This is a genomic window from Streptomyces sp. CC208A (genome assembly GCF_030010625.1).
Taxonomy (GTDB): Bacteria; Actinomycetota; Actinomycetes; order Streptomycetales; family Streptomycetaceae; genus Streptomyces.
In genome coordinates this window covers 25,531-43,958 of record NZ_JASCXN010000005.1, presented here as the reverse complement: position 1 = coordinate 43,958, position 18,428 = coordinate 25,531, and the positions used below count along the sequence as shown (strand labels likewise).

14 protein-coding genes are annotated in these 18,428 nt (G+C 72.5%); 11 read left to right on the top strand and 3 right to left on the bottom strand.

Translation table 11 applies throughout. The features are described 5' to 3' along the window. Position 1 precedes the first annotated feature (1 nt). From QK442_RS08025 to QK442_RS08000, 6 genes are all read left to right on the top strand, one after another. On the top strand, positions 2-583 hold the full coding sequence (locus QK442_RS08025) for a hypothetical protein (protein ID WP_282693170.1): 582 nt from the start codon (positions 2-4) through the stop codon (positions 581-583). A gap of 38 nt (positions 584-621) precedes the next feature. Then, entirely contained in the window at positions 622-1,143 is a 522-nt protein-coding gene (locus tag QK442_RS08020) for a hypothetical protein (protein ID WP_282693169.1), read from the top strand. Positions 1,144-1,252: 109 nt separating this feature from the next. After that, positions 1,253-3,562, top strand: coding sequence for an MMPL family transporter (locus QK442_RS08015; protein WP_282693168.1), 2,310 nt, complete (start codon positions 1,253-1,255; stop codon positions 3,560-3,562). Further along, entirely contained in the window at positions 3,540-4,097 is a 558-nt protein-coding gene (locus QK442_RS08010) for a GNAT family protein (protein WP_282693167.1), read from the top strand. The genes QK442_RS08015 and QK442_RS08010 overlap by 23 nt, the downstream gene beginning before the upstream one ends. A gap of 180 nt (positions 4,098-4,277) precedes the next feature. Then, positions 4,278-4,451: a hypothetical protein gene (locus QK442_RS08005; RefSeq protein ID WP_282693166.1), complete on the top strand. Its 174-nt coding sequence runs from the start codon at positions 4,278-4,280 to the stop codon at positions 4,449-4,451. A gap of 7 nt (positions 4,452-4,458) precedes the next feature. Beyond that, a complete protein-coding gene (locus QK442_RS08000; RefSeq protein ID WP_282693165.1) occupies positions 4,459-7,518 on the top strand; it encodes a helix-turn-helix transcriptional regulator in 3,060 nt (1,019 codons plus the stop codon). Here the strand turns inward: QK442_RS08000 and QK442_RS07995 are convergent. The 3 genes from QK442_RS07995 to QK442_RS07985 form a co-directional block, all read right to left on the bottom strand. After that, complete coding sequence (locus QK442_RS07995; protein WP_282693164.1) at positions 7,402-7,695, bottom strand: DUF6191 domain-containing protein; 294 nt, start codon at positions 7,693-7,695, stop codon at positions 7,402-7,404. The genes QK442_RS08000 and QK442_RS07995 overlap by 117 nt on opposite strands. Positions 7,696-7,698: 3 nt before the next feature. Beyond that, positions 7,699-8,784, bottom strand: a complete 1,086-nt coding sequence (locus tag QK442_RS07990; RefSeq protein WP_282693163.1) for a PQQ-dependent sugar dehydrogenase — start codon at positions 8,782-8,784, stop codon at positions 7,699-7,701. 142 nt (positions 8,785-8,926) lie between these two features. Further along, on the bottom strand, positions 8,927-9,928 hold the full coding sequence (locus tag QK442_RS07985) for an aldo/keto reductase (RefSeq protein ID WP_282693162.1): 1,002 nt from the start codon (positions 9,926-9,928) through the stop codon (positions 8,927-8,929). 75 nt (positions 9,929-10,003) lie between these two features. Here QK442_RS07985 and QK442_RS07980 point away from each other — a divergent pair, with 75 nt between their 5' ends. The 5 genes from QK442_RS07980 to ilvC all read left to right on the top strand — a co-directional run bounded on the left by QK442_RS07980 (position 10,004) and on the right by ilvC (position 18,232). Further along, on the top strand, positions 10,004-10,966 hold the full coding sequence (locus tag QK442_RS07980; protein WP_282693161.1) for a 2-hydroxyacid dehydrogenase: 963 nt from the start codon (positions 10,004-10,006) through the stop codon (positions 10,964-10,966). A 538-nt stretch (positions 10,967-11,504) separates the two neighbouring features. Continuing rightward, on the top strand, positions 11,505-14,381 hold the full coding sequence (locus QK442_RS07975; RefSeq protein ID WP_282693382.1) for an EAL domain-containing protein: 2,877 nt from the start codon (positions 11,505-11,507) through the stop codon (positions 14,379-14,381). Positions 14,382-14,636: 255 nt separating this feature from the next. Beyond that, positions 14,637-16,490, top strand: a complete 1,854-nt coding sequence (locus QK442_RS07970) for an acetolactate synthase large subunit (protein ID WP_282693160.1) — start codon at positions 14,637-14,639, stop codon at positions 16,488-16,490. A 32-nt stretch (positions 16,491-16,522) separates the two neighbouring features. Continuing rightward, positions 16,523-17,047: an acetolactate synthase small subunit gene (ilvN, locus tag QK442_RS07965; RefSeq protein WP_282693159.1), complete on the top strand. Its 525-nt coding sequence runs from the start codon at positions 16,523-16,525 to the stop codon at positions 17,045-17,047. A gap of 183 nt (positions 17,048-17,230) precedes the next feature. After that, the gene (gene ilvC / locus QK442_RS07960; protein ID WP_282693158.1) at positions 17,231-18,232 is read left to right on the top strand and encodes a ketol-acid reductoisomerase; all 1,002 of its coding nucleotides are present in this window, start codon (positions 17,231-17,233) and stop codon (positions 18,230-18,232) included. Positions 18,233-18,428: the final 196 nt, after the last annotated feature.

Below are 18,428 nucleotides of genomic sequence, written 5' to 3'. Positions count from 1 at the left end.
CGTGCGCCGCTTCACCCGTACTGTCGCATCGGTGTCGACAGCCGTGGCCACGGCAGGTCTTCTGGCGAGCTGCGCAGCGAGCGAGGAGAAAGCCTTCCCGGAACTGCCCGAGCGCGTCTGCTGGGACGGAGCGTTCGCCGGCAGCGAAGTGACCCCCCTCCTGCCACCCGGTGCCAAGGTGGAATTCTCACGCATGGCCGGCCGGCGCTTCGCCCTGACCAAGGAACTCGACTCCGCGACCTGCACCCTCTACATCGACGGGCAGACGAGGTTCCAGGCCGTTGCCGATCTCCGGAAGTTCGAGGATGCCGTCGATTGGACATCATGGGACTCGTCAGATCCCAAGCCGCTCGACGTGGGGGAGAAGGGCATCATCTGGGACACAGGTGCTGCCGCATACTTCATCTGTGAACCCGCCAAGGATTCCAATTCGCCGGGGAAGTACATTGAGCTGGAACTCTATGTGCCCTACGCCCCCGACAAATCCAAGCTGCAGACTGTCCTGCCATCGCTGATGAAGAAGTTCATGGCCTTCGCCCAGAGCAAGATCCAGTGCCCCGGGAAAGCGGCGGGCGGCGCGTGAGCGGCGGACGCGTCGCGCGGGCGTGCGCGACTGTCCTGGTGGCCGGCTCCCTGCTCGCGGGCTGCGGCGGTGACGCGCCTCCGGATGTTCCTGAGGCGGCCTGCTGGGGCGCGTTCAAGCAGAGCGACATGAAGGTTCTGATCGCATCGGGCTCGGAGGTGCGGTACGGCGGTCTCCGAACGATCCGGCAGGTCTACCCGGATGGCATAGGGAGTTCTTCGGGCTGCCATATCTTGGTTCGTGGCGGACACAACATTCTGGTGCTGGTCGAGCGCAGGCACGACCGCTGGTCCTTCAACGGCAGGACGTGGGAGGGCCCCGGTCCCGACGCGGCGAAGGTGACCGGTGTGGCCGAGTTCTCGAAGGCGAGTATCGAGAAGTACGTCTCCTGCGACCGGTCCGCGTTCCACGTGGATCGCATACGGGATTCGAACAAGGAGAAGACCGTCCGCCTCAGGATCAGCACCAACGCTCCCGAAACGGAGGAGAACCGGGCGGCTCTCGCCTCGATGATGCGCGATCTTGAGGCGTACTTCCGCAGCGAGCTCGCCTGCGCGTGACGCGGCCCCGCCCTCGCGCGATCTGTGAGTATCGCCACGAAACGGACAAACGATCACGTTTGGCTGCGACAGTGGGCAGCGACCACCGATCCAGCAGGGAGCACGTCCTTTGGCAGCCATCGCACGGTGGTGCATCCGGCACCGACTCGTCGCCGTCCTCCTGTGGGTCCTCGCCCTCGTCGGCGTGGGCGGCGCGGCCGTCCTCGCCGGCAGCGCGTACTCCAACGACTACGAGGTCCCCGGCACCGAGTCCGGGCGGGCCACCGCCCTCCTCGACCGCGGGTTCCAGGGGCTCGGTGGCGACAGCGACACCATCGTCTGGCACACCGAGCGCGGCAGCGTCCGGGCCGATGCCGTCCAGGAACGCGTCGCGCCCATGCTGGAGAAGGTCGCCGGACTGCCCGGTGTGGCCGCCGTCACCTCTCCGTACGGGGGCGACGGCGGGGCGGCGCGCGGTCAGGTCAGTGAGGACGGGCGTACCGCTTACGCCACCGTCACCTTCCGCGAGCAGGCCGACGACATCCCCGTCGCCCAGGCGCAGGCCCTCGTCGACACCGCGAAGGCCGCCGAGACCGACGGGCTCCAGGTGGAGCTCGGCGGCAGCGCCGTCGCCCTCACCGAGGCGCCCGGCGGGCACATCGCCGAGGTCGTCGGGGTGGCCGTCGCCGCCGTGGTGCTGCTCCTCGCCTTCGGCTCCCTCGCCGCCTCCCTGCTGCCCATCGCCACCGCCCTGGTCAGCGTCGGCATCGCCTACTCGGGGATCGTGCTCCTCGGGCACCTGATGACGGTCGCCGACTTCGCCCCCATGCTCGGCATGCTCATCGGCCTCGGCGTCGGCATCGACTACGCGCTCTTCATCGTCACCCGGCACCGCAAGGGGCTGAAACGCGGCCTGAGCGTCGCCGAGGCCGCCGAGACCGCCGTCGCGACCACCGGGCGGGCCGTCGTCTTCGCCGGCGCCACCGTCTGCATCGCCCTCCTCGGCATGCTCATCCTGCGGCTGAGCTTCCTCAACGGCGTCGCGATCGCCGCCTCGCTCACCGTCGTCCTCACCGTCGCCGCCTCCGTCACCCTGCTGCCCGCGCTGCTCTCCCTCATCGGCATGCGCGCCCTCTCCCGGCGCGAGCGGCGCGCCCTCGCCGAGCACGGGCCGCAGCCCGAGGTGCCCACCGGACTCGCCGCCCGCTGGTCCGCCTTCGTCGAGCGCCACCCCAAGCTCCTCGGGGCCGTCGCCGCCGTCGTCATGACCGTCCTCGCGCTGCCGACCCTCTCGCTCCACCTCGGCACCTCCGACCAGGGCAACAACCCGGCCACCGCCACCACCCGGCAGGCGTACGACCTCCTCGCCGAGGGCTTCGGGCCCGGTGTCAACGGCCCGCTGACCCTGGTCGCCGGGCTCGACGGCGCCGACGACCGGGTCGCCCTCGACCGGCTGCCGGAGGAGCTCGCCGCCACCAAGGGCGTCGCCTCCGTCTCCCCGGTCACCTACAACGGCTCCGGCGACACCGCCGTCCTCACCGTCGTCCCCGACTCCTCGCCCCAGTCGAAGGCCACCAGCGAGCTCGTCGACCGGCTCCGCGACGACGTGATCCCGACCGCCGAGGCCGGCACCTCGCTGGAGGTCCACGTCGGCGGCATCACCGCCTCGTACGACGACTTCGCCGAGATCATCGTCGGCAAGCTGCCGCTCTTCGTCGGCGCCGTCGTCGCCCTCGGCTGCCTGCTCCTGCTGCTCGCCTTCCGGTCCATCGGCATCCCGCTCAAGGCCGCCGCCATGAACGTCGCCGCCGTCGCCGCCGCCTTCGGCATCGTCGTCGCGATCTTCCAGTGGGGCTGGGGCTCCGAACTCCTCGGCCTCGGCAGCGCGGGACCGATCGAACCCTTCCTCCCCGTGATCATGGTCTCGGTCCTCTTCGGCCTCTCCATGGACTACCAGGTCTTCCTGGTCAGCCGGATGTACGAGGAGTGGCTGGAGACCGGCGACAACCGGCGGGCCGTCCGGGTCGGCCTCGCCGAGACCAGCCGGGTGATCAACTCCGCCGCGGTCATCATGATCTCGGTCTTCCTCGCCTTCGTCCTCTCCGGCGACCGGGTCATCGCGATGTTCGGCATCGCGCTGGCCGCCGCCGTCGCCCTCGACGCCTTCGTCCTGCGCACCCTCCTCGTCCCCGCCCTCATGCACATGCTCGGCGGCGCCAACTGGTGGCTGCCCCGGAGCCTCGACCGGATCCTGCCCCGGATCAGCATCGAGCCGCCCGAGTGCAGGGTCGCCGCCGACGCCCGCGCGAAGGACGCCCGCGCGAAGGCCCCCCGTGCGGAGGACCCCCGCGCGCAGGACCCCCATGCGAAGATCCCCGGGCAGCGCACGCTCGCGCCGACCACGGAGGAGAACGAGGATGTTCGCGATATCGCTGGGTGACGACGGTGCCGAACTGAGGCCCCTGGAGCCCTGGCAGGCCGAGGAGTTCCTCGCCCACATGGACCGGGGCCGGGAGTTCATCGGCGAGCACATTCCCCTCGCCGACGCCGCCCGCGACCTCGACTCCGCCCGCGCCTTCCTCCGCGGCTACGCCGAGAAGACCGCGCAGGACGCCGGACGCATCTACGGCATCTGGACCGACGGCACCCTTGTCGGCGGCGTCCTCTTCCGCACCATGGACGTGGTCGCCGGCACCGCCGAGGCCGGCTGCTGGCTGGAGCCCTCCGCCGTCGGCCGCGGCCTGATCACCCGCGCCTGCCGGGTCATCATCGACTGGGCCGTCGAGACCCGCGGCCTCCACCGCGTCGAATGGCGCGTCTCCTCGAAGAACCTGCCCAGCATCGCCGTCGCCCGCCGCCTCGGCATGACCAGGGAAGGCGTCCTGCGCGCGCACCACCCCTACCGCGGCACCCGCACCGACCTGGAGGTCTGGTCCGTCCTCGCCCCCGAATGGCGCGCCGCGAAGACTGCCTGAGGTACTCGGCCCAAGCCGTACGGGCGGGTCCTCAGACGTCCTAAGGCACCCCCGGGCCCGCCCTAAGGACCTCCGCGCCCCGAACATGCGGCACTCGCCCGATGCCCCGGCATCCCCTGGGCGACGAAGGTAGAGGCATCGCAAGGAGCGATACCGACACCACAGCCCAGGGAGCACCCCATGTTCGAGTACGAGATCCACCGCGCCGCCCACGCCGAGCTCGTCCGCGAGGCCGCCGCCCAGCGCCTCGGCCGCGAGGCCGCCCGCGTCGCCAAGGCCGTCCGCCGGACCGTACGGCGGGAACCGGAAGGGCGGGTGAGCGCCGGCAAGGACCGCTACGCCCAGGTCGCGTGACCCCCGTATGAGCGACCAGCGGGGCGCCTGTGCGATGCTCGGCGCCGTGGAGACCAGGTCCGTCAGCCCCGTCTTCGTCGGCCGCGCCGGCGAACTCACCGCCCTCACCGAGGCGCTCTCCCGCGCGACCGCGGGAGAGCCCCAGGCGCTGCTCGTCTCCGGCGAGGCCGGCGTCGGCAAGACCCGGCTCGTCGAGGAGTTCCTTGACGCCGCCCGCGAGGCCGGCGCCGTCGTCGCCCTCGGCGGCTGCGTCGAACTCGGCGCCGACGGACTGCCCTTCGCCCCCTTCTCCACCGCCCTGCGCGCCCTCCGCCGCCGCCTCCCCGAGGAACTCACCGCCGCCGCCGACGGCCACGAGGGCGAACTCGCCCGCCTCCTGCCCGAGCTCGGCGAACCCGGCGGCCCCGACCCCAACGACGAGGACGCCACCGCCCGCCTCTTCGAGCTCACCGTCCGCCTCCTGGAACGGCTCGCCACCGACCGCACGCTCGTCCTCGTCCTCGAAGACCTCCACTGGGCCGACACCTCCACCCGCCACCTCCTCACCTACCTGCTGCGCACCCTGCGCCGCGGCCGGATCGTGGTCGTCGCCACCTACCGCGCCGACGACATCCACCGCCGCCACCCCCTGCGCCCCCTCCTCGCCGAACTCGACCGGATGCGCACCCTGCGCCGCATCGAGCTGTCCCGCTTCACCCGCACCGAGGTCCGCCGCCAGCTCACCGGCATCCTCGCCGCCGAGCCCGCTCCCGGCCTCGTCGACGAGATCTTCGACCGCTCCGACGGCAACGCCTTCTTCGTCGAGGAACTCGTCGCCTCCCGCACCTGCGGCGACGGCACAGGACCCCTCAGCGACTCCCTCCGCGACCTCCTCCTGGTCCGCGTCGAGGCCCTCCCCGAGGACGCCCAGCGCGTCGTCCGGATCGTCGCCGAGGGCGGCTCCACCGTCGAGCACGGCCTGCTCGCCGCCGTCTCCCGGCTCTCCGAGGACGAGCTCATCGAGGCCCTGCGCGCCGCCGTCGGCGCCAACATCCTCCTCGCCGTCCCCGACGGCGACGGCTACCGCTTCCGCCACTCCCTGGTCCGCGAGGCCGTCAGCGACGACCTGCTGCCCGGCGAGCGCTCCCGCCTCAACCGCCGCTACGCCGAGGCCCTGGAGACCGACCCCGGCCTCGTCCGCCCCGACGAGCGGGCCACCCGCCTCGCCACGTACTGGTACCACGCCCACGACCCGGCCAAGGCCCTCCCCGCCGTCCTCGACGCCTCCGTCGCCACCCGCAAGCGCCACGCCTACGCCGAACAGCTCCGCCTCCTCGAACGGGCCATGGAACTCTGGGAGGAGGCCCCCGCCGAGGTCCGCGCGGGACTGCGCCCCATGGACTACGCCGAGGCCTACCCGCCCTGCGGCTGCGACCCCGAGACCACCCCGCTGCGCCACCTCGACCTGCTCGCCGAGGCCGCCGTCGCCGCCCGTCTCTGCGGCGAACGCGAACGCGCCCTCAAGATCGGCAAGATGGCGCTCCGCCTCCTCGACGGAGAGGGGGAGAACGACCCCCTGCGCGCCGCCTGGTTCTGGACCGAGCAGGCCCGGCTCCAGTCCAACCTCGGCCGCGGCGACGGCTGGGCCGAGATCTCCCGCGCCCAGGAACTCGTCAAGGGCCTGCCTCCGTCCGCCGTCCACGCGGTCGTCCTCGCCGGCGCCGCCGGCTGGGGCATGCTCCGCAAGCCAGGACCCGACTCCCTCGTCGCCGCCGAACGCGCCGTGGAGTACGCCCGCCTCGTCAAGGCCGAGGCCACCGAACTCAACGCCCGCCTCACCCTCGGCACCATCATGGCGGCCGCCGGCGACCCCGACGCCGGCCTCGCCGAGATGCACGCCGTCCGCGAACGGACCACCGCCCTCGGGCAGTTCTCCGAAGCCGCCCGTGCCCACACCAACCTCACCTCCTCCCTCGAATCCCTCGGCCGCTCCGCCGAGGCCGTCGAACTCGCCGCCGCCGGCATCGAACTCGCCCGCACCCGCGGCCTGGTCGACGCCGCCGCCTGGATCCGCGGCAACAAGGCCGAATCCCTCTACTCCCTCGGCCGCTGGGACGAGGCCCGCGCCGAGGCCGAACTCCTCCTCTCCTCCGCCACCAGCACCAAGCCCCGGGGCTCCGCCCACCTCCGGCTCGCCCAAGTGGCCCTCGCCCGGGGCGAGACCGCCACGGGCATCCGCCACCTCGACGAGGCCCGCGCCGTCTACGGCACCCGCGACCCCGTCCCGCAGTACACCCTCCCTCTCACCGGCATCGACATGGTCGCGGCCGTCGCCGAGGGCCGGCTCGCCGACATCCGCGCCCAGGCGGCCTCCGTGGCCGACGCCGGCTTCCCGCCCGGCACCCACCGCTACGGCTGGCCCCTCGTCCTCACCGCCGTCACCGCCGAAGCCGACAGTCGCGGCCTGCCCGCCGCGGAGGAAGGCCGCCCCGAGGCGCTGGCCGTCATCCGCCGCTGCGTCCGGTCCCTGGCCACCCCCGCCCCCGTCTGGGCCGCCCACGCGCTCCAGGTCGCCGAGGAACTGGCCCGCGCCGAAGGCCGCGAGACGGCCGCCCGCTGGGCCGAGGTCGTCGAGGCCTGGACCCCCCTCGACCGGCCCTACCCACTGGCCAGGGCCCGTCACCGGCTCGCCGACGCCCTCCTCGTCGAAGGCGGCCGCCGCGAGGAGGCCGCGGCCCTGCTCCGGCAGGCCCACGCCACCGCCGCCGCCCTCGGCGCCCGTCCGCTCCGCGAGGACGTCGAACTGCTCGCCGCCCGCGCCCGGATCACCCTCGCCGCCGACCCCGCCCCCGGGACCCCGGAGCCGGAACCCGAGGCCGACGCCTTCGGCCTGACCCCCCGCGAACAGGACGTCCTGCGCCTGGTCGCGGCCGGCCGCACCAACCGGCAGATCGCCGAGGAGCTGTTCATCTCACCGAAGACCGCCAGCGTCCACGTCTCCAACATCCTCGCCAAGCTCGGCGTCTCCGGCCGGGGCGAGGCCGCCGCCCTCGCCCACCGCCTCCACCTCCTCGACACCCCCCGCTGACCCCGCGCCCTGGCCGGGGACCCGTATCGTCACCCGGCCCGAGGCCAGGTCTATCGGCCCCTGCCCGGGATCGGCGTCACCGGGGTCCTCGCGGGTCAGCGCGAGGCGCCGCCGCTCCTCCTCGGCGTGCCGGCGCCCCGGGGCGAAGAACTCGTCGAGCCCGCCGAAGCCGGACATCCCTCACCTCACCTCCAGACGGAGGATCCGGTCGTCACCGGAGTCGGGCGTGCCGCGGCCGTCGGTCTCGCTCGTCACCAGCCACAGCCGGTCGTCCCCGTCCGCGAGGACCGTCCGCAGCCGTCCGTACTCCCCGCTCAGAAAGGCCTCCGGCTCCCCGGACCGCCGCTCGCCGTCCAGCGGGATCCGCCACAGCCGCGCGCCCCGCAGCCCCGCCATCCAGATCGCGCCCCGGGCGTACGCGATCCCGCTCGGCGAGGCCTCCGAGGTCGGCCACTGGGCCACCGGGTCCACGAACCCCGACCGCCCGGCCTTGCCCTCGGCCTCCGGCCAGCCGTAGTTCTTTCCCGGCTCGATCAGGTTCAGCTCGTCCCAGGTGTTCTGCCCGAACTCGGCCGCCCACAGCCGCCCTTCGGCGTCCCAGGCGAGCCCCTGCACATTGCGGTGGCCGTACGAGTAGACCACCGAGTCCCCGAAGGGGTTGCCCGGCGCCGGTCTCCCCTCCGGGGTCATCCGCAGGATCTTCCCGCCCAGCGACTTCCGGTCCTGGGACAGCCCCGTCCGCCCGGTCTCTCCCGTCCCCGCGTACAGCATCCCGTCGGGGCCGAAGGCGATCCGCCCGCCGTCGTGCACCACGCCCTTGGGGATGCCGGTGAGCACCGGCTGCGGCTCCCCGAGCCGGTCGCCGTCGCCGCCGCCGTACCGCATCCGCACGATCCGGTTGTCCGACGCGGCGGTCAGGTACGCGTACACCCAGCCGTCGCGCACGGTCAGGCCCATCAGCCCGCCCTCGCCGCCCGGCACCACGCCCGGCACCTCGCCCAGCGAGGTCTTCGCCCCGCTCCGTCCGTCCACCCGGGTGATCGTCCGCTCGTCCCGCGAGGAGACCAGCAGATCGCCGTCCGGCAGCTCGGCGAGCCCCCAGGGCGAGCGCAGCCCCTCGGTGAGCGTCCCCGCCACCTTCACCCGCTCCTCCCCGGCCGCGGACGGGGGAGGACCGGACGCGGAGGGGGCCGAGGAGCACCCCGCCGCGAACACCAGCGCGGCGACGACGCCCCCCAGGGCCTTCAGCACAGCAGGACGGCTCATGGCACAGGCCCCTTCAGCGGTTCGACGGTTCGAGCAGCGTTACTTCACTATCTGAAATACGTCGATCACGCTGCGTGTGTTCCCGCCGTGGCCACTTTTCTTGGATTTTCTCGAATCCTTCCGAGAAGTGCAGGTCAGAGGGTCAGTCCCAGGACTCCCGCGCCGCCGGCAACGCCGCGAGCTCCGCCAGGTCCCCGGGCGTGAGCCGCACCCCCGCCGCCCCGGCGTTCTCCACCGCCCACCGCTCCCGCTTCGTCCCCGGCACCGGCACCACGTGCCGCCCCTGCCCCAGCACCCATGCCAGCGCGACCTGCGCCGCCGTCACCCCGTCCCCGTGCCGGGCGGCCACCCGCCGCAGCCCGGCCACCAGCGGCTGGTTCGCCGCCATCATCTCGGCCGTGAAACGGGGGTGCCGGGCCCGGGGGTCGTCCGGCTCGAAGCCGCCGCCCGGCGTCAGCGTCCCGGTCAGGAAACCGCTGCCCAGCGGCATCGCCGCGAGGAACCCGATCCCGCGCGCCGCACACCACGGCAGCAGCCGCGCCAGCGCCTCCGGAGCCCACACCGACAGCTCGGCCTGGACCGCCGCCACCGGGAACACCTGCTGCACCCGCGCCAGCTGACGGATCGTTCCCTCGTACCGGTCGCCGGTGCGCGAGCGCCTGGTCCCGCGCACCCCGACCGCGCTCAGCCCGAGCGCCCGCACCTTGCCCGCCGCCACCAGCTCCGCCAGCGCGCCCCAGGTCTCCTCCACCGGCACCTCCGGGTCCACCCGGTGCAGGAGGTAGAGGTCGATGACGTCCGTCTGGAGCCGCCGCAGCGAGGAGTCGCAGGCCCGGCGCACGTACTCCGGACGGCCGTTGGCCACCACGTGCCCGTCCCCGACGAGCAGCCCGCACTTCGTCGACACGAAGACGTCCGCCCGACGCTCCTTCAGCACCCGGCCGAGCAACAGCTCGTTGGTGAAAGGTCCGTACATGTCGGCGGTGTCGAGCAGGCTCACCCCGGCGTCGAGGGCCGCGTGCACGGCCCGCAGCGAGCGGTCACCCCGCTGCTCCGAACGGCTGTACGCCCAGTTCATCGGCATGCAACCGAGGCCGACCGCCCCCACGTCGAGCGCCGTCGCCCCGATAGTCCTGCGCTCCACGTGCCGCTACCCCTCCTTGTGCCGCCCCCCAAAGTAACCAATGACGTGCCGGATTCTTCGCATAGCCTCCCGGTCATGACACTCGCATCCACCCCTGCCGACGTGTGGCTCCCGATCCCCGCCGACGAGATCGACGGACTGCCGGACCCGGGCGCCTCCGGCCTGAACTACCGCTTCTGGGACGGCGGAGCCGACTTCCCGGCCGACCCCGCCGACTGCGCCTTCTACGTCGTCCCGTACATGAAGGGCTCCGAGATCGCGGTCCGGCCGCTCGCCGCGATGACCTCGCTGCGCGTCGTCCAGACCCTCTCCGCCGGCATCGACCACGTCGTCCCCGGCCTCGGCGCGCTCGGCCCCGGTGTCTCGGTCTGCAACGCCAAGGGCGTGCACGAGGCCAGCACCGCCGAACTCACCCTCGCCCTGATCCTCGCCTCGCTGCGCGGCATCCCCCGCTTCGTGCGCGGCCAGGACGCCGAGGAGTGGCGGGACGGCTTCTACCCGGCGCTCGCCGACAAGTCCGTCCTGATCGTCGGGTACGGATCGATCGGCTCGGCCATCGAGGACCGGCTCGCGCCCTTCGAGTGCGCGGAGGTGGTACGCGTCGCCCGCTCCGCCCGCACCACGGCCCGCGGCCCCGTGCACGCCCTGGCCGAGCTGCCCGCGCTGCTGCCCGCGGCCGACGTGGTCGTGCTCTCCACCCCGCTCACGCCGGAGACCCGGCACCTGGCCGACGCGGGCTTCCTCGCCCGGATGAAGGACGGGGCGCTGCTCGTCAACGTCGCACGCGGCCCGGTGGTCGACACGAACGCCCTGCTCAAGGAGGCGGAGAGCGGACGGATCACGGCGGCCCTGGACGTGACGGACCCGGAGCCGCTGCCGGCCGGGCATCCGCTGTGGCACGCTCCCGGTGTCCTCGTCACCCCCCACGTCGGAGGTTCCACCTCGGCCTTCATGCCGAGGGCGAAGCGGCTGATCGCGGCGCAGGTCGGACGGTTCGCGGCGGGAGAGGAGCTCGCGAACGTCCTCCGTACCACCTGAAGCCGATCCGTCCGCCCCGCCTGAGGCCGGTCCGGCGGCGCGCGCCCCGTCGCGCGCCGCCCGCAAGCCCCCAAGTCGGTCACGGAGAGTACTTCACCCCTGTCCCTGAGTGACGGTCCTGGTGTATCGTCCCGGATCGGGGGACTGCGTCGTGTACGGGCGGACGCCGGGGAGCGAAGTGACGGGACATCAGATTCCGAGGGGGGTGACGGGTGGAGCACGGCCGACGGACCAGCGGCCCCGCGCGGCGACGCCGCCGGCGAACCTCCCGCGCCTCGCTGCCGGTCTCTCGCGTTCGGTGCCGGACCAGGCCGCGCCGCACCGCGCGGAGCGCCTGGACGGGACGCCGTCGCACGGCGACGCCACGGGTCCGCCCCGCGACCGCACCGCGCCCGAGCCGCCCCGGCCCCACGGGCCCCTCCCGGAGTCCCACACCCCCGATCCGCACGGCTTCGGCGGTGCGGACGGCGAGGCGGGGGGCTTCGGGCACGACGCCGGGCGGGAGGACCCCGTGAGCGGTACCGGCTCCACCGCCGTGATGCGGCGCGGGCCCGCACCGGCCGGTCCCGGCCGCCCCGCGCCCGAGCGGCCCGCCCCACGGCCGGACCACCGGCCCTCCTGGGCCGGTTCGCTCCTCGCCCAGATCGCCCTCGGCCTCGTCTGCGCCGCCTACACCACCGGCGCGGCCCTCGGCTGGGGCTCCCCCCGACTCGCCCTCTTCATGGGCGACTTCGGGCTGAGCGCCGCCGCCTTCACCGCCGCCGTCTCCTGCTTCCTGTACGCCAGGGCCGAGCGCGGCGGCACCCGCCCCGCCTGGCTCCTCTTCGCCGGCTCGTCCTTCATGGCCGGCGCCGGGAACGCCGTCTGGGGCTGGTACGAGGTCGTGCTCGGCCGGCAGGTCCCCGAGTCCTCCGTCGCCGACCTGTTCTTCCTGCTCTTCGCCCCACCCGCCATCGTCGGTCTCCTCGTCCTCGCCAAGAAGCCCGTCACCCGGGCCGGCTGGGTCTGCCTGGGGCTCGACGCCTGGCTCATCGCGGGGTCGCTGCTGACCCTCTCCTGGAGCCTCGCCCTCGCCCACACCACCCACTTCCAGGGCGAGTCCGTGGCGCAGGCCGCGCTGTCGCTCGCGTACCCGCTGCTCGACATCGTGCTCGTCAGCATGGTCCTCGCGCTCCACTTCCGGCGCTCCCAGGCGAACCGCTCGGCGGTCAACACCGCCATCGCGGCCCTCGCCCTCACTGTGCTCTGCGACGCCCTCTTCACCTCGCCGCTGCTGCGCGCCCACTACGTCTCGGGCCAGCTGCTCGACGCCGGCTGGTTCGCCGGCTCCCTGCTGCTCGCCTACGCGCCCTGGGGCGTCCGCCGGCCGTCGGGGAGCGACGCCGTCAGCGGCCCCGGGCTGCCCAGCAGGCCCGTCGCCGGGTCGCTCGCCGCCCTCACCCCGTACCTCGCCGCCGCCGTCTGCACCCTCGGCATCCTGTACAACGTGGTCGAGGGCCGCCGGATCGACCGCGTCGTCGTCCTCACCGGCTGCGCCGTCGTCCTCGCCCTCGTCGTCCGCCAGGGCATCATGCTCATCGACAACATCGCCCTCACCCACGAACTGGCCCAGAAGGAGAACTACTTCAGGTCGCTCGTGCAGGGCTCCAGCGACGTCATCATGATCGCCGCGCCCAGCGGCGTCCTGCGGTACGTCAGCCCCGCCGCCGCCGGGGTGTACGGGCGCGACGCCGAGGAGCTGATCGGCTCCGAGCTGGCCGCGCACATCCACCCCGAGGACCTCGGCGCCGTCGTCCACGAGGTGCGCCGCTTCCTCGCCGCCTCGCCTGCAGAGGAGCCCACCACCCGCATCGAGTACCGCTTCCGATCCGGCCGCGCGGGCACCTCCCGGCCGGAGGCCGGGGGAGAAGCCGAGAGCGGGGGAGAGTGGCTCAACGTCGAGTCCACCGTCAACCGGCACCAGGGCGGCCTGATCCTCAACAGCCGTGACGTGACCGAACGGGTCCGGCTCCAGGCCCAGTTGCAGCACAACGCCGAGCACGACCCGCTCACCGACCTGCCCAACCGCGCGCTCTTCACCCACCGTGTCGGACAGGCGCTCGGCGGCCGCCGCTCCTCCGACCCCGGCACCGCCGTCCTCTTCATCGACCTCGACGGCTTCAAGGCGGTCAACGACCGGCTCGGCCACCAGGCCGGCGACGACCTCCTCGTCCAGGTCGCCCGCCGCCTCCAGGAGGCCGTACGGGCCGGGGACACCGCCGCCCGGCTCGGCGGCGACGAGTTCGCCGCCCTCATCCTCGGCGACGGCCTGCGCGACCGCGCCGCCCGCGAGACCCAGGTCAGGGAGATCGCCGAGCGGCTCCGGCTCACCCTCTCCCGCCCCTACCGCCTCGACGGCGGCACCGAGGTCCGGGTCGCCGCCTCCATCGGCGTCGCCTTCGCCGAGCCCGGCACCGGCGTCGGCGCCCTGCTGCGCAACGCCGACCTCGCCATGTACCGCGCCAAGGCCGGCGGCAAGGACCGCGTGGAGCTGTACGCGCCCCAGATGCAGGCCGAGGTCGTCCGCCGCACCGAACTCGCCGCCCGGCTGCGCACCGCGCTCCACGACGGCGAGTTCGCCCTCCTCCACCAGCCCGTCGTGGACCTCGCCACCGGCCGGATCTCCGCCGTCAGCGCGCAGGCCCGCTGGCGCTCCGCCCAGGGCATCCTCTTCACCCCCGCCGAGTACCTGCGGGCCACCGACGACGGCGAGCGCACCGCCGAGCTGGGCCGCTGGCTCCTGGCGGAGGCCGTCGAGCAGGCCGCCGAGCGGGCCGGCAGCGGCCACCGCACCCCGGTCGCCGTCCGGGTCCCCGCCCGCCGCCTCCTCGACCGCTCGGTCCCTCCCGGCTCCGTCGAGGCCCTGCTCGCCCGGCACGGGCTGCCGTCCGGCTCCCTCGTCATCGAGCTGGCCGACACCGGCCACGACACCCCCCTCGACGAGCTGGAGCAGCGCCTGGTCTCCCTGCGCCGACTCGGCGTGCGGATCGCGCTCGACGGCTTCGGCAGCGGCCATGTGGCGGTTCACGCCCTCAGACGGCTCCCGGTCGACATACTGAAACTGGACAGGGACCTCGTCGAAGGCGTGGTCGAATCCGCCCGGCTCCGCAAGATCACAAGTGGAGTGCTCCGCCTCGCGGGCGAGCTCGGCCTGCAGACCGTCGCCGAGGGCGTCGACGTGCCCGAGCAGGCGCTGGCCCTGCGGGCCATGGGCTGCGGACACGCGCAGGGCATGGCCTTCTCGGGCCCGCTCGACGAGTACCGGCTCCGCCGGACCCTCGTACGGGGCGACTATCCGCTGCCCGGAGCCGTCTCCGTACCGGCCGGGACGGGCCCGGAGACGGTCCGGAAACCGTCACCCGATCCGCTCACATGATGAGACGCCCGTCCCACCCACTTGACAGTGGCCTGGCCGGAGAGGGAGGGTCAGTGCCATGCGCACCCGAATTCTCGTACTTGGACAGCGCGTCGGCTGAAGCAGGGCCCCCGATGAAGGCCCGCTGAGAACCAACCGACGCGCTCCCCTCGCTTGCCTTCCGGCACGAGGGGTTTTTTGTTGCACTGGTTACCTCAGAAGTCGACGCAAAACCCCGCAAAACACCTCGCAAAAAACCCTCTGCTTCGAGAAGAGATGCTGATGACCGAGCAGGCCACCGGGCACCATCCGCAGCCGCGGCCCCGCAGCGGCGCGACGCCCGCCACCACCGTCGAGCACGTCACGGGTGCGCAGTCCCTCATCCGTTCTCTCGAAGAGGTGGGCGCGGACACCGTCTTCGGCATTCCGGGCGGCGCGATCCTCCCGGCGTACGACCCGATGATGGACTCGACCCGGGTCCGTCACGTCCTGGTCCGCCACGAGCAGGGCGCCGGCCACGCGGCCACCGGCTACGCCCAGGCCACCGGCAAGGTCGGCGTCTGCATGGCGACCTCGGGACCCGGCGCGACCAACCTGGTCACCCCGATCGCCGACGCCCACATGGACTCCGTCCCGCTGGTCGCGATCACCGGCCAGGTCGCCTCGAAGGCGATCGGCACGGACGCCTTCCAGGAGGCGGACATCTGCGGCATCACCATGCCGATCACCAAGCACAACTTCCTGGTCACCAAGGCCGAGGACATCCCGCGGACCATCGCCGAGGCCTTCCACATCGCCTCCACCGGCCGCCCCGGCCCGGTCCTGGTCGACATCGCCAAGGACGCCCTCCAGGCGAAGACCACCTTCTCCTGGCCGCCGCAGACCGACCTGCCCGGCTACCGCCCGGTGACCAAGCCGCACGCCAAGCAGATCCGCGAGGCCGCGAAGCTCATCACCGCCGCCAAGCGCCCCGTCCTCTACGTCGGCGGCGGCGTCATCAAGTCGGGCGCCACGGCCGAGCTGAAGGTCCTGGCCGAGCTGACCGGCGCCCCGGTCACCACCACCCTGATGGCGCTCGGCGCCTTCCCCGACAGCCACCCGCTGCACGTCGGCATGCCCGGCATGCACGGCGCCGTCACCGCCGTCACCGCCCTGCAGAAGGCCGACCTGATCGTCGCCCTCGGCGCCCGCTTCGACGACCGCGTCACCGGCAGGCTGGACAGCTTCGCCCCGTACGCCAAGATCGTCCACGCGGACATCGACCCGGCCGAGATCGGCAAGAACCGCGCCGCCGACGTCCCGATCGTCGGCGACGCCCGCGAGGTCATCGCCGACCTGGTCCAGGCCGTCCAGGCCGAGTACACCGAGGGCAACCGGGGCGACTACAGCGCCTGGTGGTCCGACCTGAACCGCTGGCGCGAGACCTACCCGCTCGGCTACGACCTGCCGGAGGACGGCAGCCTCTCCCCGCAGCAGGTCATCCAGCGGATCGGCCAGCTCGCCCCCGAGGGCACGATCTTCGCGGCCGGCGTCGGCCAGCACCAGATGTGGGCCGCCCACTTCATCGACTACGAGCAGCCCGCCACCTGGCTGAACTCCGGCGGCGCCGGGACCATGGGCTACGCCGTCCCGGCCGCCATGGGCGCCAAGGCCGGCATGCCCGAGCGCACGGTCTGGGCGATCGACGGCGACGGCTGCTTCCAGATGACAAATCAGGAGCTCACCACCTGCGCCCTGAACAACATCCCGATCAAGGTCGCCATCATCAACAACGGCGCCCTCGGGATGGTCCGCCAGTGGCAGACCCTCTTCTACAACCAGCGCTACTCCAACACCGTCCTGCACTCCGGCCCGGACGACATCAACCCCGAGGCCAAGGGCACCCGCGTCCCGGACTTCGTGAAGCTGTCCGAGGCCATGGGCTGTGTCGCCCTGCGCTGCGAGGACCCGGCCGACCTCGACAAGGTCATCGCCGAGGCCAACGCGATCAACGACCGGCCGGTCGTCATCGACTTCATCGTCCACGAGGACGCCCAGGTCTGGCCCATGGTCGCCGCCGGAACCTCCAACGACGAGGTCATGGCCGCCCGGGGCGTCCGCCCCGACTTCGGCGACGGCGAAGACGACTGAGCAGCGACGAGCCACAGGAAGAGACCCACACCATGTCCAAGCACACGCTCTCCGTCCTCGTCGAGAACACGCCCGGCATCCTCGCCCGGATCGCCGCCCTGTTCTCCCGTCGCGGCTTCAACATCGACTCCCTCGCCGTCGGCGTCACCGAGCACCCCGACATCAGCCGCATCACCATCGTGGTCAACGTCGAGGACCTGCCCCTGGAGCAGGTGACCAAGCAGCTCAACAAGCTGGTCAACGTCCTGAAGATCGTCGAACTCGAGCCCAGCGCCGCGATCCAGCGCGAGCTCGTCCTGGTGAAGGTCCGCGCCGACAACGAGACCCGCTCCCAGATCGTCGAGATCGTCAAGCTCTTCCGCGCCAAGACCGTCGACGTGTCGCCCGAGGCCGTCACCATCGAGGCCACCGGTTCGGGTGACAAGCTGGACGCCATGCTCAAGATGCTGGAGCAGTTCGGCATCAAGGAGCTCGTCCAGTCGGGCACCATCGCCATAGGGCGTGGCGCCCGGTCCATCACGGACCGGTCCCTGCGGGCGCTCGACCGCAGCGCCTGAGAACCGCAGCGCCTGAGAACCGCAGCGCCTGAGAACCGCAGCGCCTGAGAACCGCGGCGCCCGAGAAACACCGGAAGTCAACCGCCGGTCCGGCCGGCGGTCCGACTGACGAGACCCGAAAACTTTCCTTCCGTCTCCCGCCGTACGGTGGGACGCAACACCAGCACCTCAAGGAGAATTCCAGTGGCCGAGCTGTTCTACGACGCCGACGCCGACCTCTCGATCATCCAGGGCCGCAAGGTCGCGGTGATCGGTTACGGCAGCCAGGGCCACGCCCACGCGCTGTCGCTCCGCGACTCGGGTGTCGACGTCCGCGTCGGTCTGCACGAGGGCTCCAAGTCCAAGGCCAAGGCCGAGGAGCAGGGCCTGCGCGTGGTCACCCCCGCCGAGGCGGCGGCCGAGGCCGACCTCATCATGATCCTGATCCCGGACCCGATCCAGGCCAAGGTCTACGAGGAGGCCATCGCCCCGAACCTGAAGGACGGCGACGCGCTGTTCTTCGCCCACGGCTTCAACGTCCGCTTCGGCTTCATCAAGCCCCCGGCCGGCGTCGACGTCGCCCTGGTCGCCCCGAAGGGCCCGGGCCACCTGGTCCGCCGCCAGTACGAGGAGGGCCGCGGCGTCCCCGCGATCGCCGCCGTCGAGCAGGACGCCACCGGCAACGCCTTCGCCCTGGCCCTGTCGTACGCCAAGGCCATCGGCGGCACCCGCGCCGGCGTCATCAAGACCACCTTCACCGAGGAGACCGAGACCGACCTCTTCGGCGAGCAGGCCGTTCTGTGCGGTGGAGCGTCCGCGCTCGTCAAGGCGGGCTTCGAGACCCTGGTCGAGGCCGGTTACCAGCCGGAGATCGCCTACTTCGAGTGCCTCCACGAGCTGAAGCTGATCGTCGACCTCATGTACGAGGGCGGCCTGGAGAAGATGCGCTGGTCCGTCTCCGAGACCGCCGAGTGGGGCGACTACATCACCGGCCCGCGCGTCATCACCGACGCCACCAAGGCGGAGATGAAGAAGGTCCTCGCCGAGATCCAGGACGGCACCTTCGCCAAGAACTGGATGGACGAGTACCACGGCGGTCTGAAGAAGTACAACGAGTACAAGACCCAGGACGAGAAGCACCTCCTGGAGACCACCGGCAAGGAGCTGCGCAAGCTCATGAGCTGGGTGAACGACGAGGAGGCGTAAGCCCCCTCGGCAGGGGGCCGGACGGAGTGTCCGGCCCCCTGCCGTCTCCTTGGACACCCCGTCCAACCACGGACGGGTGATCCTTCCAACGAGGCGTACGACGTGCGCCGACGCAGCACTACACTGCTCAACAACATCGCGTCTGGCCCACAGCGTCGTGCGCTTTCACGCGGCAAGCCCCCTCCACCGCCTGCGG

What these genes read in the sequence shown, in the direction of transcription:
- QK442_RS07970 (WP_282693160.1), top strand. Translation starts at nt 14,637, where the DNA reads ATGCTGATGACCGAGCAGGCCACCGGGCACCATCCGCAGCCGCGGCCC.
- QK442_RS07975 (WP_282693382.1), top strand. Translation starts at nt 11,505, where the DNA reads ATGCGGCGCGGGCCCGCACCGGCCGGTCCCGGCCGCCCCGCGCCCGAG.
- QK442_RS07995 (WP_282693164.1), bottom strand. Translation starts at nt 7,695, where the DNA reads ATGTCCGGCTTCGGCGGGCTCGACGAGTTCTTCGCCCCGGGGCGCCGG.
- ilvN (WP_282693159.1), top strand. Translation starts at nt 16,523, where the DNA reads ATGTCCAAGCACACGCTCTCCGTCCTCGTCGAGAACACGCCCGGCATC.
- QK442_RS07990 (WP_282693163.1), bottom strand. Translation starts at nt 8,784, where the DNA reads ATGAGCCGTCCTGCTGTGCTGAAGGCCCTGGGGGGCGTCGTCGCCGCG.
- QK442_RS07980 (WP_282693161.1), top strand. Translation starts at nt 10,004, where the DNA reads ATGACACTCGCATCCACCCCTGCCGACGTGTGGCTCCCGATCCCCGCC.
- QK442_RS08000 (WP_282693165.1), top strand. Translation starts at nt 4,459, where the DNA reads ATGAGCGACCAGCGGGGCGCCTGTGCGATGCTCGGCGCCGTGGAGACC.
- QK442_RS08005 (WP_282693166.1), top strand. Translation starts at nt 4,278, where the DNA reads ATGTTCGAGTACGAGATCCACCGCGCCGCCCACGCCGAGCTCGTCCGC.
- QK442_RS08010 (WP_282693167.1), top strand. Translation starts at nt 3,540, where the DNA reads ATGTTCGCGATATCGCTGGGTGACGACGGTGCCGAACTGAGGCCCCTG.